General features: G+C 74.7%; 16 protein-coding genes. 8 read left to right on the top strand and 8 right to left on the bottom strand.

The genetic code is table 11. The features are described from left to right. The first annotated feature begins 103 nt into the window (after positions 1–103). The 3 genes from OU787_RS25160 to bla all read left to right on the top strand — a co-directional run bounded on the left by OU787_RS25160 (position 104) and on the right by bla (position 4664). Complete coding sequence (locus OU787_RS25160; protein WP_198545073.1) at positions 104–2995, top strand: glycosyl hydrolase; 2892 nt, start codon at positions 104–106, stop codon at positions 2993–2995. A gap of 233 nt (positions 2996–3228) precedes the next feature. Next, positions 3229–3597: a hypothetical protein gene (locus OU787_RS25155; RefSeq protein WP_030464780.1), complete on the top strand. Its 369-nt coding sequence runs from the start codon at positions 3229–3231 to the stop codon at positions 3595–3597. Between the two features lie 191 nt (positions 3598–3788). Then, entirely contained in the window at positions 3789–4664 is an 876-nt protein-coding gene (gene bla / locus OU787_RS25150) for a class A beta-lactamase (RefSeq protein ID WP_268660600.1), read from the top strand. A gap of 24 nt (positions 4665–4688) precedes the next feature. Here bla and OU787_RS25145 read toward each other — a convergent pair whose 3' ends face one another. From OU787_RS25145 to OU787_RS25120, 6 genes are all read right to left on the bottom strand, one after another. Next, positions 4689–5729: a LacI family DNA-binding transcriptional regulator gene (locus tag OU787_RS25145; protein WP_030464439.1), complete on the bottom strand. Its 1041-nt coding sequence runs from the start codon at positions 5727–5729 to the stop codon at positions 4689–4691. A gap of 194 nt (positions 5730–5923) precedes the next feature. Next, positions 5924–6721 (bottom strand): DUF1684 domain-containing protein, encoded by a 798-nt coding sequence (locus OU787_RS25140; RefSeq protein WP_030464440.1) that lies wholly within the window; start codon positions 6719–6721, stop codon positions 5924–5926. A gap of 67 nt (positions 6722–6788) precedes the next feature. Then, on the bottom strand, positions 6789–7685 hold the full coding sequence (locus tag OU787_RS25135) for an acyl-CoA thioesterase (protein ID WP_268660599.1): 897 nt from the start codon (positions 7683–7685) through the stop codon (positions 6789–6791). 112 nt (positions 7686–7797) lie between these two features. Continuing rightward, positions 7798–8484, bottom strand: coding sequence for an alpha-ketoglutarate-dependent dioxygenase AlkB family protein (locus OU787_RS25130; RefSeq protein WP_268660598.1), 687 nt, complete (start codon positions 8482–8484; stop codon positions 7798–7800). A 42-nt stretch (positions 8485–8526) separates the two neighbouring features. After that, entirely contained in the window at positions 8527–10317 is a 1791-nt protein-coding gene (locus tag OU787_RS25125) for a chloride channel protein (RefSeq protein ID WP_268660597.1), read from the bottom strand. 142 nt (positions 10318–10459) lie between these two features. Then, positions 10460–10957 (bottom strand): MarR family winged helix-turn-helix transcriptional regulator, encoded by a 498-nt coding sequence (locus OU787_RS25120; protein WP_030464444.1) that lies wholly within the window; start codon positions 10955–10957, stop codon positions 10460–10462. 621 nt (positions 10958–11578) lie between these two features. On the opposite strand from OU787_RS25120, the gene OU787_RS25115 reads away from it, so the two are divergent. The 3 genes from OU787_RS25115 to OU787_RS25105 all read left to right on the top strand — a co-directional run bounded on the left by OU787_RS25115 (position 11579) and on the right by OU787_RS25105 (position 13824). Continuing rightward, entirely contained in the window at positions 11579–12391 is an 813-nt protein-coding gene (locus OU787_RS25115; RefSeq protein WP_268660596.1) for an MBL fold metallo-hydrolase, read from the top strand. A 76-nt stretch (positions 12392–12467) separates the two neighbouring features. Continuing rightward, the gene (locus OU787_RS25110; RefSeq protein ID WP_268660595.1) at positions 12468–13061 is read left to right on the top strand and encodes a TetR/AcrR family transcriptional regulator; all 594 of its coding nucleotides are present in this window, start codon (positions 12468–12470) and stop codon (positions 13059–13061) included. 115 nt (positions 13062–13176) lie between these two features. Next, positions 13177–13824 carry a DUF4865 family protein gene (locus OU787_RS25105; protein WP_268660594.1) on the top strand — a complete coding sequence of 216 codons (648 nt, stop codon included), beginning with the start codon at positions 13177–13179 and terminating at the stop codon, positions 13822–13824. An 18-nt stretch (positions 13825–13842) separates the two neighbouring features. Here the strand turns inward: OU787_RS25105 and OU787_RS25100 are convergent, their stop codons facing one another. Together OU787_RS25100 and OU787_RS34635 are read right to left on the bottom strand one after the other, a co-directional pair. Continuing rightward, positions 13843–14202, bottom strand: a complete 360-nt coding sequence (locus OU787_RS25100) for a transglycosylase family protein (RefSeq protein WP_037877503.1) — start codon at positions 14200–14202, stop codon at positions 13843–13845. A 217-nt stretch (positions 14203–14419) separates the two neighbouring features. After that, the gene (locus OU787_RS34635; protein WP_327059419.1) at positions 14420–15244 is read right to left on the bottom strand and encodes a transglycosylase family protein; all 825 of its coding nucleotides are present in this window, start codon (positions 15242–15244) and stop codon (positions 14420–14422) included. Between the two features lie 663 nt (positions 15245–15907). Between OU787_RS34635 and OU787_RS25085 the strand changes: the two genes are divergently transcribed. Next, positions 15908–16759, top strand: a complete 852-nt coding sequence (locus tag OU787_RS25085; protein ID WP_268660593.1) for a hypothetical protein — start codon at positions 15908–15910, stop codon at positions 16757–16759. Positions 16760–16775: 16 nt separating this feature from the next. Further along, a complete protein-coding gene (locus OU787_RS25080) occupies positions 16776–17456 on the top strand; it encodes a hypothetical protein (RefSeq protein WP_268661985.1) in 681 nt (226 codons plus the stop codon). Positions 17457–17464: the final 8 nt, after the last annotated feature.

Here is a 17464-nt window from a genome sequence, read left to right as displayed (position 1 = left end):
CGTCGAGCCGGTTGACACCCCTTCACGGCCGCCCTTACGGTCCGCTGGCTGAGAGCGCTCTCATACTCACCCGCCCGCCCCCACTCAAGGTGGACACACGATCATGAAGCTCCGCTCCCTGCGCGGCCCCACGGCCGCCCTCACCACGCTGGCGCTGGCCGCCGCGGCGACCCTGACCGCCGCCCTCGGCGCCGGCAGCGCCTCCGCCGCCACCACCGTCCGGGTCGGCCTCGGCGGCTACGCGGACACCCGCCCGGCCGGCACCGTCGGCCCGAGCAACTCCGACGGCGCCCCCGTCACCCCCAAGGTCACCGCGCGGATGGCCGGCCAGGCCGCCCCCACCAACGACTGGTGGTCCTCGCTGATCTACCAGCGCTACGCGGGCAACCCGTACTCGGAGAACCTGTACGCCCACCCGATGACCTTCAAGGCCCAGGCCGCGGGCCTGGAGGTCGGCTACCCCACCACCCCGACCATCACCTCCGACGGCCGCCAGTACGACTACACCCACACCCGGGACCTCACCCTGGGCGTGGCCGGCCTGAACTCCCCCGACACCAAGGTCGACGGCTGGTCCGACTGGACGGTCACCCCGTACTGGGCGGACGGCGCGCACACCTTCAGCGCGACGATCGGCCACGGCCTGCCGTACGTGTTCGCGCACGCCACCGGCGGCGCCGCCCAGGTCACCACCGCCTCGGCGCCCACCGTCTTCAGCAACCAGGGCAGCGTGCTCGGCATCACCGTCGGCGGCCACAACTACGGCCTGTTCGCACCCACCGGCAGCAGCTGGAACGTCAACGGCAGCACCCTGACCGCGAACCTCGGCAGCAAGGACTACTACTCGGTCGCCCTGCTGCCCTCCACCGCCGACCTGGCCCAGTTCCGCACGTACGCCTACGACTTCGTCACCGACACCAAGGTCGGCTGGAACTACGACCAGGCCGCGGGCAGGCTCACCACCACCTTCACCGCCACCACCACCGCCCAGGAGGGCACCGCCACCGGCACCCTGCTCGCGCTCTACCCGCAGCAGTGGCAGGCCACCCCGGACGCCCTCACCGCACTGACGTACACCTCCCCGCGCGGCACCATGAAGGTCCGCCAGGGCTCGTCCTTCTCCACCGTGCAGACCGTCACCGGCGTGCTCCCCTCGCTGCCCGACGCCGGCTCGTACGACCGCGCCGCGCTGGACGGCTACCTGCACCAGGTCTCCGACGCGAGCGACCCGTTCAACGGCGCCACCGACACCTACTGGGTCGGCAAGGCGCTCGGCCAGATGGCCCAACTGGTGCCGATCGCCGACCAGTTGGGCGACACCGCGGCCCGTGACAAGCTGCTCGGGCTGATGAAGGGCAAGCTGCAGACCTGGTTCGCGGGCACCGGCTCGCCCGGCTTCGCCTACGACTCCACCTGGAAGACCCTGATCGGCTACCCGGCCTCCTACGGCACCGACGCCGAACTCAACGACCACCACTTCCACTACGGCTACTTCGTCCAGGCCGCCGCCACCGTCGCCCGCTACGACACCGCCTGGGCCGCGGACAGCCAGTGGGGCGGAATGGTCAAGCTGCTGGCCAAGGACGCCGCCAACACCGACCGCACCGACGCCCGCTTCCCCTGGCTGCGCAACTTCGACCCGTACGAGGGCCACGGCTGGGCCTCCGGCCACGCCGGGTTCGCCGCGGGCAACAACGAGGAGTCCTCCTCCGAGTCGCTGAACTTCAGCGCCGGCCTGCTGCTGTTCGGCGCCGCCACCGGCGACACCTCGCTGCGCGACCTCGGCGTCTACCTGTACACCACCGAGGCCAACGCCGTGCAGCAGTACTGGTTCGACGCCGACCACCAGGTCTTCCCGGCCGCCTTCCAGCACTCCACCGTCGGCATGGTCTGGGGCTCCGGCGCCGCCTACTCCACCTGGTGGACGGCCGCCCCCGGCATGATCCACGGCATCAACTTCCTCCCCGTCACCTCCGGTTCGCTCTACCTGGCCCGGCGCAAGGACGACCTGGCCGCCAACCTGGCCGAGCTGAAGGCCAACAACGGCGGCGCGTTCACCGACTGGCGCGACCTGCTCTGGGAGGCCGAGGCGCTGACCGACCCGGCCGCCGCCAAGGCCGACTGGGACGCCGGGAACGCGGGCTACACCCCGGAGGAGGGCGAGTCCCGGGCCCACACCTACCACTGGATCTACAACCTGGCCGCCCTCGGCACCCTGGACCCGGCCACCACCGCCGACACCCCCACCGCCGCCGTCTTCACCAACGGCAGCACCCGCACCCACGTGGCGCACAACTACACCACCACCGCCCGCACCGTCCGCTTCTCCGACGGCTACACCCTGACCGTCCCGGCCCGCTCCACCGCCTCCGAACGCGGCACCAAGCCCGACGGCGGCACCGGCGGCGCCACCAACTCCCCGTCCCCCTCCCCGTCGGCCTCCTCCTCCCCCTCGCCCTCCCCGTCCCCGTCGGCCTCCACCACGACCGCCCCCGCCCCCGCCGCCCTCTACCTCCAGCCCAACGGCACCCTCACCGCCGCCTACGGCACCGGCGCGACCAGCAGCACCATCGCCTCCGGCGGCGGCACCAACCACGACGGCACCCCCTACCAGCCGCTGACGTACACCCTCAGCCACCTCACCGGCACCCTGCGTCCCGGTGCCGGCACCGACTTCGACCTGTACGTCGACGCCGGCTCCACCGTCGCCCTCGCCCAACAGGCGCGCGTCTCCTACGACTTCGACGGCAACGGCACCGTCGACCGGACCGAGACCTACCGCTACTTCGCCACCGACCCCGTCCCCGGCTGGGAGCGCTACAACGCCACCGCCGCCGGCCTCCAGTCCACCACCGGCGCCCCGCTCACCAACCTGGCCAACGGCACCGTCACCCTCGAAATCTGGCCCGCCCTCGGCAACGCCCCGGCCCAGCTCCGCACCGGAGCCACCCAGTCCCAGGGCAACGCCTCCGTCCTGCGCCTCCCCTTCAACTGACCGACCCACCCCCGACCCCTCCCGGGCCCCGCGGATCCCGACAGTTCCGCCCGGCCCGGGAGGCCCACCCGCCCCGGGAGGCCACCCGCCCCGCACACCGGGCCCCATCTCCCCCTCCCACCCCGGGTCTTGGCAGATTGCCAAAGATTGTTGAAGATGTAACTGACATGATCGCGCACCGCGGTACCCCCCACCGCACGCGCCGATTCCCGCTGCCCGCAAGGAGTTCCCCCATGGCCGCGCCCCGGAAGAAGACCCTCGCCGCCACCGCCGCCACCGGAGCGGCCCTGCTGCTCGGCGCAGCTCTCGCCCAGCCCGCGGCCGCCGTCGAACTCCCGCACTCTGCCGTCGCCTACTTCGCCACCGGTAGCGACCTGACGGGCGCCCGGTTCGCCGTCGACACCACCGACACCGCCTGCCACGACCTCCCGGCCGCCGCGCGCTCCGCCGTCGACTTCACCGCCGCCGACATCACGGTCTACTTCAACGCCGGCTGCGCCACCGGCCGACCCGGCGGGTCCGGCGACCTCGCCTACGGTCTCGGCAGCCTGCACTGGGCCAACTTCCCCTACCCGGCCGTCAGTTACCGCGTCGTCGGCTGACCCGCCGCTCCCGCACCCCCGCCGCCGCTCCCGCACCGCCGCCGCCGGAACCCTCCCCGGGCCCGGCGGCGGTTCCACGCCCGGCCCGCCCGCCCCGCCCCCGCCACTGGAGCCGGAGCCCCCTCCTGCCGATGCACCACGGGACGACCCGCACCGCCCCGACGTCCCGCACCGCACCGAGGAGGCCGCCGATGCACCCGCGCCCCACCCGCCGCCACCTGCTCACCTCAGCCGGCACCGCCGCCCTGGCCTGTACCCTCCAGACCCCCGCAGCAGCCGCCACCACCGCCCGACTCGCCGACTCCTTCCGGCAGTTGGAGCGCGAGCACGGAGCCAGGCTGGGCGTCCTCGCGCACGACACCGGCAGCGGCGCGACGGTCCGCCACCGCGCGGACGAGGCGTTCCCGCTCTGCTCGACCTTCAAGCCGCTCGCCGTCGCCGCCCTGATGCGCGCCGGGGACGACCTCGCGGCCCGGGTCCACTACACCGACGCGGACGTCGCCGACTCCGGCCACGCCCCCGTCACCGGTCGCACCCGGGTCCTGACCGTCGCCGAACTGTGCGCCGCGGCAATCGAGTTCAGCGACAACACGGCCGCCAACCTGCTGCTGCGCCGGCTCGGCGGCCCCACCGCCGTCACCCGCTTCTGCCGCTCCCTCGGCGACCCGGTCACCCGCCTCGACCGCTGGGAGCCCGCCCTCAACTCCGCCGAACCGGACCGCACCACCGACACCACCACCCCGCGCGCCCTGGCCCGCACCTTCGCCCGCCTCACCCTCGGCGACGCCCTCGCCTGCCCGGACCGCGCCCGGCTCACCGCCTGGCTGCGCGCCTCCACCACCGGCACCCACCGCCTGCGCGCCGGCCTGCCGCCCTCCTGGACGCTCGCCGACAAGACCGGCACCGGCTCCTACGGCACCGCCAACGACCTCGCCCTCGCCTGGCCCCCGCACCGCCCGCCCCTGGTCCTGGCCGTCCTCAGCACCAGACCCACCGCCCCGACCGCCGCCCCGGACGAGCCCCTCCTCGCCCGAACGGCCGCCCTGCTGGCCGCCGCCCTCCCCTGAACCGCCACGACCGAGGCTCCGCCCTCAGGCCGACTCCCGCACCACCAGCCCCGTCGGAATGATCACCGACGACGGCGCCGAGGCGCCCGGGTCGTTGAGCCGCCGCAGCAGCAGCCGGGTCATCAGCCGCCCCATCTCCTCGATCTCCTGGCGGATCGTGGTGAGCGGCGGCTCCGTCCAGGCCGCGACGGACTCGACGTCGTCGAAGCCGACCACCGCGACGTCCTCCGGCACCCGCCGCCCGGCCGCCCGCAGGACCCGGATCGCGCCGGAGGCCATCACGTCGGAGGCCACGAACACCGCGTCCAGGTCCGGTCGCCGGGCGAGGAGTTCGGTCATCGCGCGGATGCCGCCGTCCGCGGTGAAGTCGCCGACCGCGATCAGGTCGGCGTCGCCGTCGGGGAGCAGGTCGCGGTAGCCGTCGAGGCGGTCGACGGAGGAGGTCTGGTCGAGCGGGCCGGTGATGGTGGCGATCCGCCTGCGGCCGAGGGAGCGCAGGTGCTGGACGGCGAGCCGGGCGCCGCCGCGGTTGTCGTTGTCGACGTAGACCAGGTCGCGGTCGGACTCGGCGCCGGGCCAGCCGGGGCGGCCGCCGATGACGAAGGGCAGGCCGAGGCGGTGGACGGTCTCGGGGGTGGGGTCGGAGCGGTGCAGCGAGAACAGCAGGACGCCGTCGACGTGGCCGCCGGCCAGGTAGCGGCCGATCCGCTCGTGGTCGCGCTCGTCCTCGGCCAGCAGCAGCACCATCTGGTTGTCGGCGGCGGCCAGTTCGCGGCTGATGCCGCGCAGGTGCTGGGCGAAGAACGGGTCGGAGAAGAACCGGGCCTCGGGTTCGGCGATGACCACGCCGATCGCCCGGTTGCGCCGGGTGACCAGGGTGCGGGCGGCCAGGTTGGGGACGTAGCCGAGTTCGGCGACGGCCCGTTCGACCTTCTCCCGCAGGGCCGCCCGGACGCCCGCGCCGCCGTTGACCACCCGGGAGGCGGTGGCCCGGGACACCCCGGCCCGCTCGGCCACCGACTCCAGGGTGGGACGTCCGCCCACTCCCGTTTCGGACTCGGTCACCGTGGGCTCCTCTCCGCCGTCCGTGCGCACGCACGCACGTGATCGCGTTCCTGCTGCGAGCAGCCTAGCGTCCGCCACCCCGCCCCGAGAGCGCTCTCAGAAACCGGTCCGGCCCAGGCCCCGCCGCCCTCGCGCCGCGACCACCTGCCATCCCACCGCCCTCGCGCCGCGACCACCTGCCGCTCCGCCGCCCCTCACCCCGTGACCACCTGCCGCTCGCCCGCCTCGACCGCGACGTCCAGCCGGTTCCCGGGCGGCGGGAACGGGCAGATGAAGTGGTCGGCGAACGCGCACGGCGGCAGGAACGCCCGGTTGAAGTCCAGCACGGTGCGCCCCTGCGCGTCCGGCGCGGGCAGCGACACGAAGCGGAACCGGTAGGTGTCCCGCCCGCTGGTGCCGTCCGCGATGACGCCGCTGAGCCGCCCGCCCGCGCTGCCGTCGCCGCTGACGGTCAGCGTGTGCGGCTGCCCGGCCAGCGTGAACGCGACCTGCCCGGTGACGGTGAGCGGCCGGGCCCGGCCGTCCGCGTTCTCCACCAGCAGGGCCTGCGCGCCGCCCTCGAACGGCGTGAACACCGCGGGCACCGCCCAGTCGGGGGCGTAGGGGTAGACCGCGATGCCGGCGAACGCGGCCCGGGCGGGGGCGTCCGGGTCGAAGACCCGCAGGGCGAGCTCGCCCTCCCGTTCGATCGGGACCAGCCGCAGCCCGTCCAGGACGGCGAGCTGCGGGTGCCGGTCGGTGTCGGGCCGCAGCGCGACCCGGCCGGTCGACTCCTGCGGCTCGCCCTCGATCCGGACGCCGTCCCCGGCGCGCAGCTCGGCGCAGACCGAGCCGTCCTCGGCCCACCAGCGGCCGGGCAGGCCGGGGACCTCGGCGGGTTCGGGCTCCAGCCAGTGGGTGCCGGTCAGGGCCAGCGGGCCGTGCGGCGCGCCGGCCGCGGCGCTCCGGGCCTCCGTCCAGCGCTGCCAGGCTTCGGCTGCGGTGTCGGTCATCGGACTGCCTCCCAAGTCGCTCTGTTCTCAGGTCACTTCCGGGTCCGCTTCCGGTGCGGCGGCCGGCTCAGGCCCCGTCCGGTCCGGTGGCCGGGTCGGTGGCCGGGCGGGCCAGCGGGCGGAACAGCCCCTCCTGCATCACCGAGACCACCAGCCGCCCCTCGCGGTCGTAGATCTCGCCGCGGGCCAGTCCGCGCGCGGCGTGCGCGATCGGCGACTCCTGCCGGTACAGCAGCCAGTCGTCGGCCCGGAACGGGCGGTGGAACCACATCGCGTGGTCCAGCGAGGCCATGTCGAAGTTCCGCTCGCCCCACAGCGGTTCGACGGGGGCGCGGACGGCGTCCAGCAGGGTCATGTCGCTGGCGTAGGTGAGCGCGCAGACGTGGATCAGCGGGTCGTCGGGCAGCGCGCCGTTGGTGCGCAGCCACACGCCGCTGCGGGCCTCGACGCCGTCCAGTTCCTCGCGCGTCCACTTCAGCCGGTCCACGTACCGGATGTCGAAGGGCTGGCGGCGGCTGATGAACGGCGGGAGCTCGCCGAGCCGGGCGCCGACCTCGTCCAGCGCGCTCGGCAGGCTCTCCGGGTCGGGGACGTCCGGCATCGGGAACTGGTGCTCGATGCCGCCGGGCTCGGGCTTGTGGAAGTCCGCGGTGAGCGCGAAGATCGTCCGCCCGCCCTGGATGGCGAGCACCCGGCGGGTGGTGAACGAGCGCCCGTCCCTGGTCCGCTCGACCTGGTAGACGATCGGCACGCCGGGGACGCCGGGGCGCAGGAAGTACGAGTGCAGCGAGTGCACCGGCCGGTCCTCGTCGACCGTCCGGCCCGCCGCGACCAGCGCCTGCCCGGCCACCTGCCCGCCGAAGGTCCGTTGCAGCGACTCCTCCGGGCTGCGGCCGCGGAAGATGTTCAGCTCGATCCGCTCCAGGTCCAGCAGGTCGACGAGCTGGTCGACGGGGGTTCCCATGTATCGCTCCCTCTCCGGACGCCCGGCGGGCAGGGATGTGCCGCCGAACGCCTCGTCCGTCCTGCACAAGTCTCCGCGCCCGCCGGGAATTCCCGCCTCCCGGCGCGCCCGGCTACCCCAGGCCGGACTGCCGGACGGTGATGTTCAGCCGCCCGGTCAGGCCCAGTTCCGGGTCGGCCGTGCCGGGCAGCGTCCGCACCACCCCGTGGTACGCGTAGCGGTTCTCCCCGCCGAAGACCAGCAGGTCGCCGCCGCACAGCCGCAGGTCCGTCCACGGCCGGCCCCGCCCCTCGGCGTTGCCCAGCCGGAACACGCACTCGTCGCCCAGCGACAGCGACACCACGGGGGCGTCCACCCGCTCCTCCCGGTCCTGGTGCAGGCCCATCCGCGCCCCGTGCGGGTAGTGGTTCACCAGCGCGACGTCCGGCGCGAACCCCGCCGCCCCCGCCACCTCCCCGACCCGCTCCCCGTACGCCTCGGCCACCGCCCGCCGGGCCAGCGAGCCGAGCCGTTCCGGGAACGGCTTCACCGGCGCCCCGTCCCCGTCCAGCACCGTCCGTGCGTACCCGTACGGGTACCAGTGCCACCCCAGGCAGACCGTCCGCACCGACATCGTCCCGCCGCCGGGCAGCAGCACCGAGCGCATCCCGGCCGGCGGCCGCGCCCACTCCCGGCAGGCCACCACCAGCTCCCGCTGCTGCTCCGCCCCCAGCCAGCCCGGCAGCAGCACCACCCCGGGCGCCGGCTCCTCCCGCTCCCGCCCGAACAGCTCCCCGACGAACACCCCGCCACCGCGCATCCCCCCATCCTCGCACCGGTGGGCGGCGACCCCGGGGCCCGCTCAGCCGACCACCGCCCGACGGGGCAGCACGCGCTCGCGGTGGTGCTCCTCGGTGAGGTCGTGCAGGCGGGCCGACAGCAGGTGGCGCAGCGTGATGACGCCCGCGGGCCGGCGGGTGGCCGGGTCGACGACCGGGGCGCTGGTCAGGCCGGTCTCGGCGAAGAGGTGGGCGATCTGGCGCAGCGTCTGGTCGGGGTGGACGGCCAGCCGGCACTCCACGGTGGCCGCGTGCACGACCGGCGGCCCGGCGTCCGCGGCGGCCGCGGCCGTCGCGTCGGCCAGGCGCCGGCGGGTGGTGACGCCGACCAGCGCCCCCTCGGCGTCGACGACGGGGTGCAGCGCGCCGGCCGACCCGTGCAGCGCGCCGATCCGGGTGTGCGTCGCCGTCTCGTGCGCGGCCAGCAGCCGGCCGTGCTCGACGGGCTGCATCACCTCGCGGACGAAGAACGTCTCCAGCGGGTCGGTGGAGTACTCGCGGGTGAGGTGCAGGCCGCGGCGGGCGATCTTCTCGGTCAGCACCGACCGCTTGAGGACCAGCGCGGACAGCGCGTACGCGGCGGTCGAGGCGATCACCAGCGGGAGCATCGCCGGCCAGGCGTGGGTGAGTTCGAGGGTGAACACCACGCCCGTCAGCGGGGAGCGCATGACGCCGCCGACCACCGCGGCGAGGCCGAGGATCGCCCAGAACCCGGGGATCGCCCGGGGGAAGAGCATGCCCTCCCAGGCCCCGAGCGCCCCGCCGATCATGAAGACCGGGGCGAGCACCCCGCCGGAGGTGCCGGAGCCCAGCGACAGCGCCCAGATCGCCGTCTTGACGGTCAGGATGCCGAGGATCAGCCCCAGGCCGGCCCGGCCGGTGAGGAGCCGGTCGATCACGTCGTAGCCGACGCCGAGCGCCCGGGGCTCGACCAGGCCGCCGAGGCCGATCACCAGCCCGCCGAGCGCGGGCCACCACATCCAGTGCACGGGCAGCCGGGCGAAGGCGTCCTCGGCCCGGTAGACCAGCCACGTCGCCGCGACGGCGAGCGCCCCGCCGGTCAGCCCGACCACGACGGCCAGGGCGTCCACCGCCGGGGTGAGGTGCAGCCCGGAGGCGTCGACCGGGAAGACCGGCGCGGTCCCCAGCAGCGGCCCCCGGCACACCGTGGCCACCGCCACCGCGGCCGCCACCGGCACGAAGCTGCGCGGACGCCACTCGAAGAGCAGCAGCTCGACCGCGAGCAGGATCGCGGCGAGCGGCGAGTTGAAGGTCGCGGCCATGCCCGCGGCCGCGCCCGACACCAGCAGCGTCTTGCGCTCGTTCGCGGTCAGGTGCAGCAACTGCGCGAGCAGCGAGCCGATCGCCCCGCCGGTCATGATGATCGGCCCCTCGGCCCCGAACGGACCGCCGGTACCGATGCTGACCGCCGCCGAGGACGGCTTGAGCAGCGCCACCTTCGGCTGGACCCGGCTGCCGCCGGTGAGTATCGCCTCGATCGCCTCGGGCATGCCGTGCCCGCGGATCTTCTCCGACCCGTACCTGGCCATCAGCCCCACCACCAGCCCGCCCGCGACGGGCGCGCCCAGCACCAGCCACCACGGGTGGTGCTGGGCCCCCGGCGCGACCAACTCCGTACTGAACCGCTGGTAGAACACCAGGTTGGTGACCAGCCCGATCAGGCGCAGCAGCGCCAGCGCGGCCACCGCGCCGGCACCGCCGACCACGGCGGCCAGGCCGGTGACGACCAGCATCCGGGGACGGGCGGTGAAATCACCGAGTCGGGCATGGGTGGAGGCGTGCGTGATCCGCATGTTGCTCCGCTCTCTGAAAGATGGGATGCCGGTCGACCCCCGCCACGGCACGACGCCGCCCGACGCCCCCGCCGAACCGGCCGGGGCGCCGCGACAGGGTTGGTCACAGCAGGGATGTGCAGCAGGGATGTGCAGCGGGGACTTACAGCGGTACGGGCCCGTGCAGGTCGGCCGCGTAGTCCTCGCCGACGACCTGGTGGAGGACGGCCAGCCCCTCCGCGGTGGCCGCCCGCAGCGCGGGGTCGAGCCGGGCGAGGATCCGCGCCAACTCCTGCTCCCGCCAGCGCAGCACCCGCCCGATCAGCGCCCGCCCGTCCGGGCTCAACTCCAGGGTCACGACACTCCGGTGATGCGGGTCCGCCCCGCGCACCACGTGCCCCGACCTGACCAGCCGGTCCGCGAGCCGAGTGACCGACGAGGCCCCGAGACCCAGCTCCTTCGCCACCACCGAACACGACACGCACCCGAGATCGTCGAGCGCGAGCAGCATCCGCATCTGCGGCAACGAGACACCGTCACCCGCCGCCTCCAGACTCCGCAACGCCACACCGATCAGGTCCCGGGTCGCCGTCTGGAACGCCTGGATCTCCCCCGCCACCGACGGGGACTGCGGAAACGGACCGCTCTCCGGTATCGCCATGCCGAAATTATTGCATGCAGCAAGACTTGCCAGCAGACAAGTATTGCCCCAAGCAAGCCCCCTCCACCCCCACCCCACCAGCCCCCCAGCCCCACAGGCGGACCACCCCCTCCCGGCGAACCCCACGCCCCCAACCCACCGCAGGCGGACCGCCTCACGTACGCCACCACGCCCCCTCCTCCCCCGCCCCACCCGCCCCAGGCGACCACCCCCTCGCCCTCCGAACCCCACGCCCCCAACCCACCGCAAGCGGACCCGCCTCACGTACGCCACCACGCCCCCTCCTCCCCCGCCCCACCCGACGCAGGCGACCCGCCCGCACCCCACCCCAGCCCGCCACAGGCGCGTCTCGTCCCGCATGCGCCCACCGCCCTCCCGACGAACCCCCCACCCCCTCGCCCGCCGCAGGCGACCACCCACACCCCAGCCCACCGCAGACGCACTTCGTCCCACATACGCCCACCGTCCTCCCGATGAACCTCCCACCCCCTCGCCCGCCGCAGGCGACCACCCACACCCCACCCCCCAGCCCGCCGCAGGCGCGTCTCGTCCCGCATGCGCCCACCGCCCTCCCGGCGGACCCTGGTGAAAGGGCTGTCCCCGGTTGGAGGAGGTGGCGCGATGCATCCGTTGGAGTTCCGCGTGGTGGATCTTCCCGGGGCCTCGCTGCACACGACCGCGGTGCTGGTGCTCGGGCAGCACCGGGCGGTGCTGGTCGGTGCGGGGTTGCGGTTGTCGGACGGCCGCCGGCTGGTCCGGGAGGTGGAGCGTTCGGGGCGCCGACTGGGCGCCGTCCTGGTGCCGCACCACGCGCCGGAGTGGTGGCTGGCGGCGGAGGTGCTGCGGGACGCGTTCCCCGAGGCCCGGCTGCTGGCTCCGGCCCCGGTGCGGGCCCGGATCGAGGACGACTACCCGGCCGTCCGCGCCGCGTGGGCAGGTCTCGGGGAGGAACTCCCGTCCCGCCTGGTCGCGTTGGAGCCGCTGGAGGGCGACGCCGTCGAGCTGGAGGACCGCCGGCTGGAGCTGCGCGGGGCGTCCCTGGGGCTGCCGGACCACCACTACCTGTGGGAGCACCGGAGCCGGACGCTGCTGGGCGGGCCGCTGCTGTGGCAGGACGTGCACCCGTGGCTGGCCGAGGTCCCGCAGGCCGCCCAGCGCGAGGCGTGGATCGGTCTGCTCGACGAGATGGCCGACCTGGAGCCCCTGCGCACGGTCGCCGGCCACCGCCACCTGACCACGCCGGCCACCGCCCCGCCTCCCGACCCGGTCGCCTGGACCGGCGACTACCTGCGCGCGTTCGCCACCGAGTTGGGCAAGCCGGTCGGCCCGGACGAGGTCGCGGCCGCCCTGCTGCACCGCTACCCGTCGGCCGCGCTGCCGTCCGCCGTCGGCCCGGCCGTCCGGACCGCCCGGGAGGAACCGGCCGCCGCCTGAAGCACCCTGACGGCCCGTCACCACGCCCCGGCCCCGCCCTTCCCCGCTGTACCTACTGGTATGTACAGTGCTGCCCGTGAACGTACGGAACGACACCGCACCCCCGCCCGCCCCCGCCGCGGACCGCCTGGTCGAGGCCACCCGCGAACTCCTCTGGGAACGCGGTTACACCGGCACCAGTCCCAAAGCCATCCAGCAGCGCGCGGGCGCCGGGCAGGGCAGCATGTACCACCACTTCACCGGCAAGCCGGACCTCGCGCTGGCCGCGATCACCCGCACCGCCGAGGAGCTGCGCGCCCTCGCCGACGGGCTGCTGTCCGGCCCGGGCACCGCCGTCGAACGGGTCACCGCCTACCTGCGCCGCGAGCGCGACGTGCTGCGCGGCTGCCCGGTCGGGCGGCTCACCCAGGACCCGGAGGTGATGGCCGACCCGGTCCTGCGCGCCCCGGTCGAACAGACCCTCGGCTGGCTGCGCGGCCGCCTCGCGGAGGTCCTCGCCGAGGGCCGGGCGAACGGGGAGCTCCCGCCGTCCGTCGACCCGTCCGGCACCGCCGCGACCGTGGTCGCCGTCCTCCAGGGCGGCTACGTCCTGGCCCGCGCGGCCGGCGACACCGCCCCCTTCGACCAGGCGGTCACCGGCCTGATCACCCTCCTCGCCCCACCCGCCTGAAGCCCCGGCCCGAAACCCGCCCGCCCCAAGCCCCCGCCCGTCCCAAGCCCCCACCCGAAACCCCGCCCGCCCGAAGACGCACCGCCCGAAGACGCACCGACGACAGGAACCCGCCGTGCTCGCCAAGCAGTACGAGATCACCCTGCCCGCCGACTACGACCTCGACGTCATCCGCCGCCGGATCAAGGCCGGCGCCCCGATCCTGGACGACCGCCCGGGCCTCGGCTTCAAGGCGTGGCTGCTGCGCGAGCGCGGGACGGACGGCTCGCCGGTCAACCAGTACGCGCCGTTCTACGTGTGGCGCTCGGACGGGGCCGCGGCCGAGTTCCTGGTCGGCGGCGGCGGTTTCGCCAACATCGTCCGGGACTTCGGACGCCCGGCCGTCCACCACTGGACCGTCCTCGCGCACTTCTCCGGCCCGGCCCGCCGCACCGACCCCGTCCCGGGCAGCGCCGTCCGCCGGCTGACCGCCGTCCCGACCGACCCGGACCCGCTGGCCCTCGCCGCCCACGTCGACCGCGAGGTGGAGCAACTCCGCGAACTGGCCCGCCGCCCCGGTGTGCACACCGCCGTGCTGGCCCTCGAACCGACCCGCTGGGAACTGCTCCGCCTCACCCTCTGGAGCGCCGCCCCGAAACAGCCGCAGCAACCTCAGCAGCCGCAGCAACCGCAGCAGGCGGCGGACGGCTCGACGGCGGTCTTCCGCGTCCCGCACCTCTCCGCCCCGGAGCTGTCCGCCCTCCCCGAGGGCCGCGCCTGGTAGCCGCCCGCCGGGGCCCGCTCACTCCAGCATCCCGATCTGCCGCGCGCACCAGCCCCAGGCGTTCCAGCCCTGGCGGCGCAGGATCTCCTCCCCGACCGCGATCTGCTGCGCCCGGCTCGCCCGGTCGGGGCGGTCGGCGTAGCGCAGGCCGCCGGCCTCGCGCCAGGTGGGCGGCCAGATCTGGAGGCCGCCGTAGTAGCCGTTACCGGTGTCGGCCTGCCAGTCGCCGCTGCTCTCGCAGTCGGCGAGCCGGTCCCAGACCAGGTCGGAGACGCTCTGCCGGGCGGCGGCGGGCGGGCCGGCCGCGCCGGCGACGACGGTGGGGAGCAGCAGGCCGAGCACGATCAGCGCCCGCCGGTACGACCGAGGTATCCGCATCCCCCGACGCTACGCACCGCGCCCGCCGCACCACCCTCCGGACACCGCCGAGCGGGTACCGCCCACAACCCGCGGCCCACAACCCGCAGCACCGCGGAACCCGCAGCACCGCGGAAACGGCGGAAGCCGCCGCCCCGCACGCGGGGTGGCGGCTTCACGCCGACAGGGTGGGGCCGACGGGCGGCCCCGGGGGAAGCGGTGCTTCCGAGGGGGTGGGTCAGACCGACAGGACCTGGCCCGGGTAGATCAGGTCCGGGTTGCCGCCGACGACACCGGAGTTGTTGTTGTACAGGGCGTGCCAGTCGACGCCCAGGCTGTCCGCGATCTTGGACAGGGTGTCGCCGGACTTCACGGTGTAGCTGTTGCCGGAGGCGGCGGTGTTGGTGCCGGTGGTGGCCGCGGCGGACTTGTTCTTCCAGGTCTGCTTCGGGGTCTCCTGCGCGGCGGCCTTGGGGGCCTGGGCGCGGGACTCGGAGCGGGAGGCCTTGGCGGAGTTGTCCGAGGCGGTGCTGTCCGACTTCGACGAGGTCGAGTTCGAGGCCGAGTTCGAAGACGACTTCGAGGTCGAGGTCGAGGAGGAGGTCGACTTCGAGGAGCTGCTGGAGGAGGACGAGCTGCTGGACGAAGAAGAGGTGTCGACCTGGGCCGGCGCGCCGCCCTTGGTCAGACCGGCCTGCACGGAGCAGACGGGCCAGGCGCCCGGGCCCTGCGAGGCCAGCACCTTCTCGGCGACGGCGATCTGCTGCGCCTTGGTGGCCTGGTTGGCCTGCGGGGCGTAGGCGGTGCCACCGAAGGCGGCCCAGGTGGAGGAGGTGAACTGCAGGCCGCCGTAGAAGCCGTTGCCGGTGTTGATCGACCAGTTGCCGGTCGACTCGCACATCGCGACCTTGTCCCAGGTGGAGACGTCCGCGGCGGAGGCCGTGTTGGCCGTGACGAGGCCGGCCACCGGGGCGGCGAGCAGGGCGCCGCCGACGACGGCCGCGCGGACGCGGTTGCGCTTGGGGGCGGTGGTGGCAGCGGCGGTCTCGTTACGGAAGGTCATGAGATTCCTCTCAACATTCCCGGGAGGGGCAGGCGGAACCAGGCCCCAGCCGGGCCGTGTTCGCTCGCCAAGTCCGGTGGGCGGGCCGTGCACGTGTCGGACGTGCCGCTTGCCGCCCCGGCCACCTGTCCGCATCCCCGGCGGCGGCTGGCTGCCGTCGCGCCGGTGGGCGCAGGGTCCGCGTTCCGGGGTGAGCCGGTCCGGGGTGAGCCGGAGGGCGGGCCGTGCGTCGGGGGTGAACCCGGGAGGTGCTCGTTGCACCGGGCAAAAACCTACGATTCGGGCTGCCGGGCTCCAAACACTTTCGGGTCGTCCCAGGTCAAAGCATCGTTACCGGCGGTATCGATCAAGCCGATCGAAGCCAAATGTCCATTTCATCCGCTTTTTCGAAGATCAAACCATATGCGAATATGGCCCCGGTCACAGTTTGTCCGGTGTGAGGTCGGGCACAGCGTCGACAGAATGCGACATTCCGCACACCCGGAGTGATCAGAAGCCGGGCAAATCCCGTCACCCGGCCGCGCACCCGTGACCCCAGCCACAACCTCCCGTTGGTAATGGCGGTCGGCGCTCCCCGCGCCGCGCGCCCGGGACGTCCCGCCCGGGGGTACCCGAACGAGCACCCGGAACGTCAGGGCGAACGAGGAGTCTTCAGTGCCGCGCATGCTTGAGGTGAGCGAGGACGTACGCGCCGAGATCGGCGACGACGAGGCCGAGAGCCTGCTCGCGGGCGTCCACGCCCCCGACGCCTACGACTGCACCTCCTGCCGACAACCGGGCGACTCGCTGCGCGAGCCCACCAGCACCGTGCTGTTCGTCGGCGAGGAGACCGCGGTGCTGGCCTTCGCGCACGCCCGCTGCGTGCCGTCCCAGGTGGTGCCGGTGGACGAGCAGCAGCTGCGCGGCGCCGTCGAGTCGATCGGCCAGGGCACGGACGCCACCGTGCAGCCCGCGGCCGCGCCCCCCGAGCCGGAGCCGGCCGTCCGGGTGAGCATCCCGGAGCCGATCACCGCCCCGCCGACCGCGCCGCCCGGCCGGCCGCAGCCCGCGGTGCTCGGCGTGACCTGCGGCATCGTGCTGTGCGGCGACACCCAGCACGCCGCGCTGGTGGTCGAGCCGACCGGCCCGATCGGGCGCCCGGGCAGCGCGCAGGGCGAGGACGAGTTCCTCTCGCTGCTGACCGAGCACGGCTTCCAGATCGTCCAGGACGTCAACCAGGCGCCGGTGCGGCCGCGGGCCGGCTGGTCGGTGCTGATGGCGATGGGGCAGCTGCACGCGATCCTGCAGCCCTCGGCGACCGGCGGCTCGGCCGCCTGGTGGCAGGCGCACCAGCCGCTCCAGGTCACCCCGGGGTGGCGGGCCGCGGCGGCCCGCAAGTCCGAGGTGATCATGTACGCGGTGCCGGCCGGCAGCATCGGCCGCCAGCCCCGCGAGGACCTGCTGCGGATCGCCATGGACCGGGCCGCCGCCCGCGGCCTGCTCGCCGCCGGCATGCTCCCGCTGGCCGGCACCTGAGAGCGGGGGCCTGCCGATGACCGACCCCGTGAACGACCCGGCCGCCACCGGGGGCGGCCCCGACGACCCGTCAACCCCGGCCGCCCGGACCGCCGTTGACCAGGGCGCGAGCACCCCGGCCGGGATAGCACCGGGGGCGGCGCCCCCGCATCCCAAGCCGGTCTCGCTCGTTGGCTCCTACGTGTACAGCTACGACCTCGCGTCCCCCGGCCGTCCCCCCGCCCAGTCCGGCCCCGGCGGCGCCGGCCGGTCGATCCCGAACATGCGCCCGTCGTACGACGCCGAGCACCCGGTGTCGGCCACCCCGATCTACGACACGCTGTACTCCGAGTACCGGCGGATGTTCCGGGCGCTGCCCGGCGACCGCTCCGGCGAGGAGGGGATGAAGTTCACCGGTTTCGCGGTCCGCGAGGCCCAGCCAGCCGCCCCGGCGGCGGCGCACGCCCGGGAGGCCGCCGACCGCCCGGGCGGGTCGGCCCACCCGCAGCAGCACCAGTCGTTCGAGACGTACGCCGGGCAGGTCGCGGGCGCCCCGCAGTTCATGCCCGCGCAGGGCTCCGCCGCCCACGCCAACGGCCAGGGCTGGGTGGCCACCGGCTACCTCGGCACCCCGGGCGGCGGGAGCACCCCGGGCGGCAGCACCTCGGGCGGACGGCACCGCTCGGTGCTCTCCCTCCCCCCGGGCCGGGACGCCTGAACGGCCGG

Origin of the sequence: Kitasatospora sp. YST-16, assembly GCF_026802215.1 — a bacterium.
GTDB classification, from domain to species: domain Bacteria; phylum Actinomycetota; class Actinomycetes; order Streptomycetales; family Streptomycetaceae; genus Kitasatospora; species Kitasatospora cineracea.
The sequence above is the reverse complement of the archived record's forward strand: the minus strand, read 5'-3'. Positions and strand labels throughout refer to the sequence as shown.

Bases quoted from the DNA above. Each gene is read 5' to 3' on its own strand.
- OU787_RS25160 (WP_198545073.1), top strand. From the start codon at position 104: ATGAAGCTCCGCTCCCTGCGCGGCCCCACGGCCGCCCTCACCACGCTG.
- OU787_RS25155 (WP_030464780.1), top strand. From the start codon at position 3,229: ATGGCCGCGCCCCGGAAGAAGACCCTCGCCGCCACCGCCGCCACCGGA.
- bla (WP_268660600.1), top strand. From the start codon at position 3,789: ATGCACCCGCGCCCCACCCGCCGCCACCTGCTCACCTCAGCCGGCACC.
- OU787_RS25140 (WP_030464440.1), bottom strand. From the start codon at position 6,721: ATGACCGACACCGCAGCCGAAGCCTGGCAGCGCTGGACGGAGGCCCGG.
- OU787_RS25135 (WP_268660599.1), bottom strand. From the start codon at position 7,685: ATGGGAACCCCCGTCGACCAGCTCGTCGACCTGCTGGACCTGGAGCGG.
- OU787_RS25130 (WP_268660598.1), bottom strand. From the start codon at position 8,484: ATGCGCGGTGGCGGGGTGTTCGTCGGGGAGCTGTTCGGGCGGGAGCGG.
- OU787_RS25125 (WP_268660597.1), bottom strand. From the start codon at position 10,317: ATGCGGATCACGCACGCCTCCACCCATGCCCGACTCGGTGATTTCACC.
- OU787_RS25120 (WP_030464444.1), bottom strand. From the start codon at position 10,957: ATGGCGATACCGGAGAGCGGTCCGTTTCCGCAGTCCCCGTCGGTGGCG.
- OU787_RS25115 (WP_268660596.1), top strand. From the start codon at position 11,579: ATGCATCCGTTGGAGTTCCGCGTGGTGGATCTTCCCGGGGCCTCGCTG.
- OU787_RS25100 (WP_037877503.1), bottom strand. From the start codon at position 14,202: ATGCGGATACCTCGGTCGTACCGGCGGGCGCTGATCGTGCTCGGCCTG.
- OU787_RS34635 (WP_327059419.1), bottom strand. From the start codon at position 15,244: ATGACCTTCCGTAACGAGACCGCCGCTGCCACCACCGCCCCCAAGCGC.
- OU787_RS25085 (WP_268660593.1), top strand. From the start codon at position 15,908: ATGCTTGAGGTGAGCGAGGACGTACGCGCCGAGATCGGCGACGACGAG.
- OU787_RS25080 (WP_268661985.1), top strand. From the start codon at position 16,776: ATGACCGACCCCGTGAACGACCCGGCCGCCACCGGGGGCGGCCCCGAC.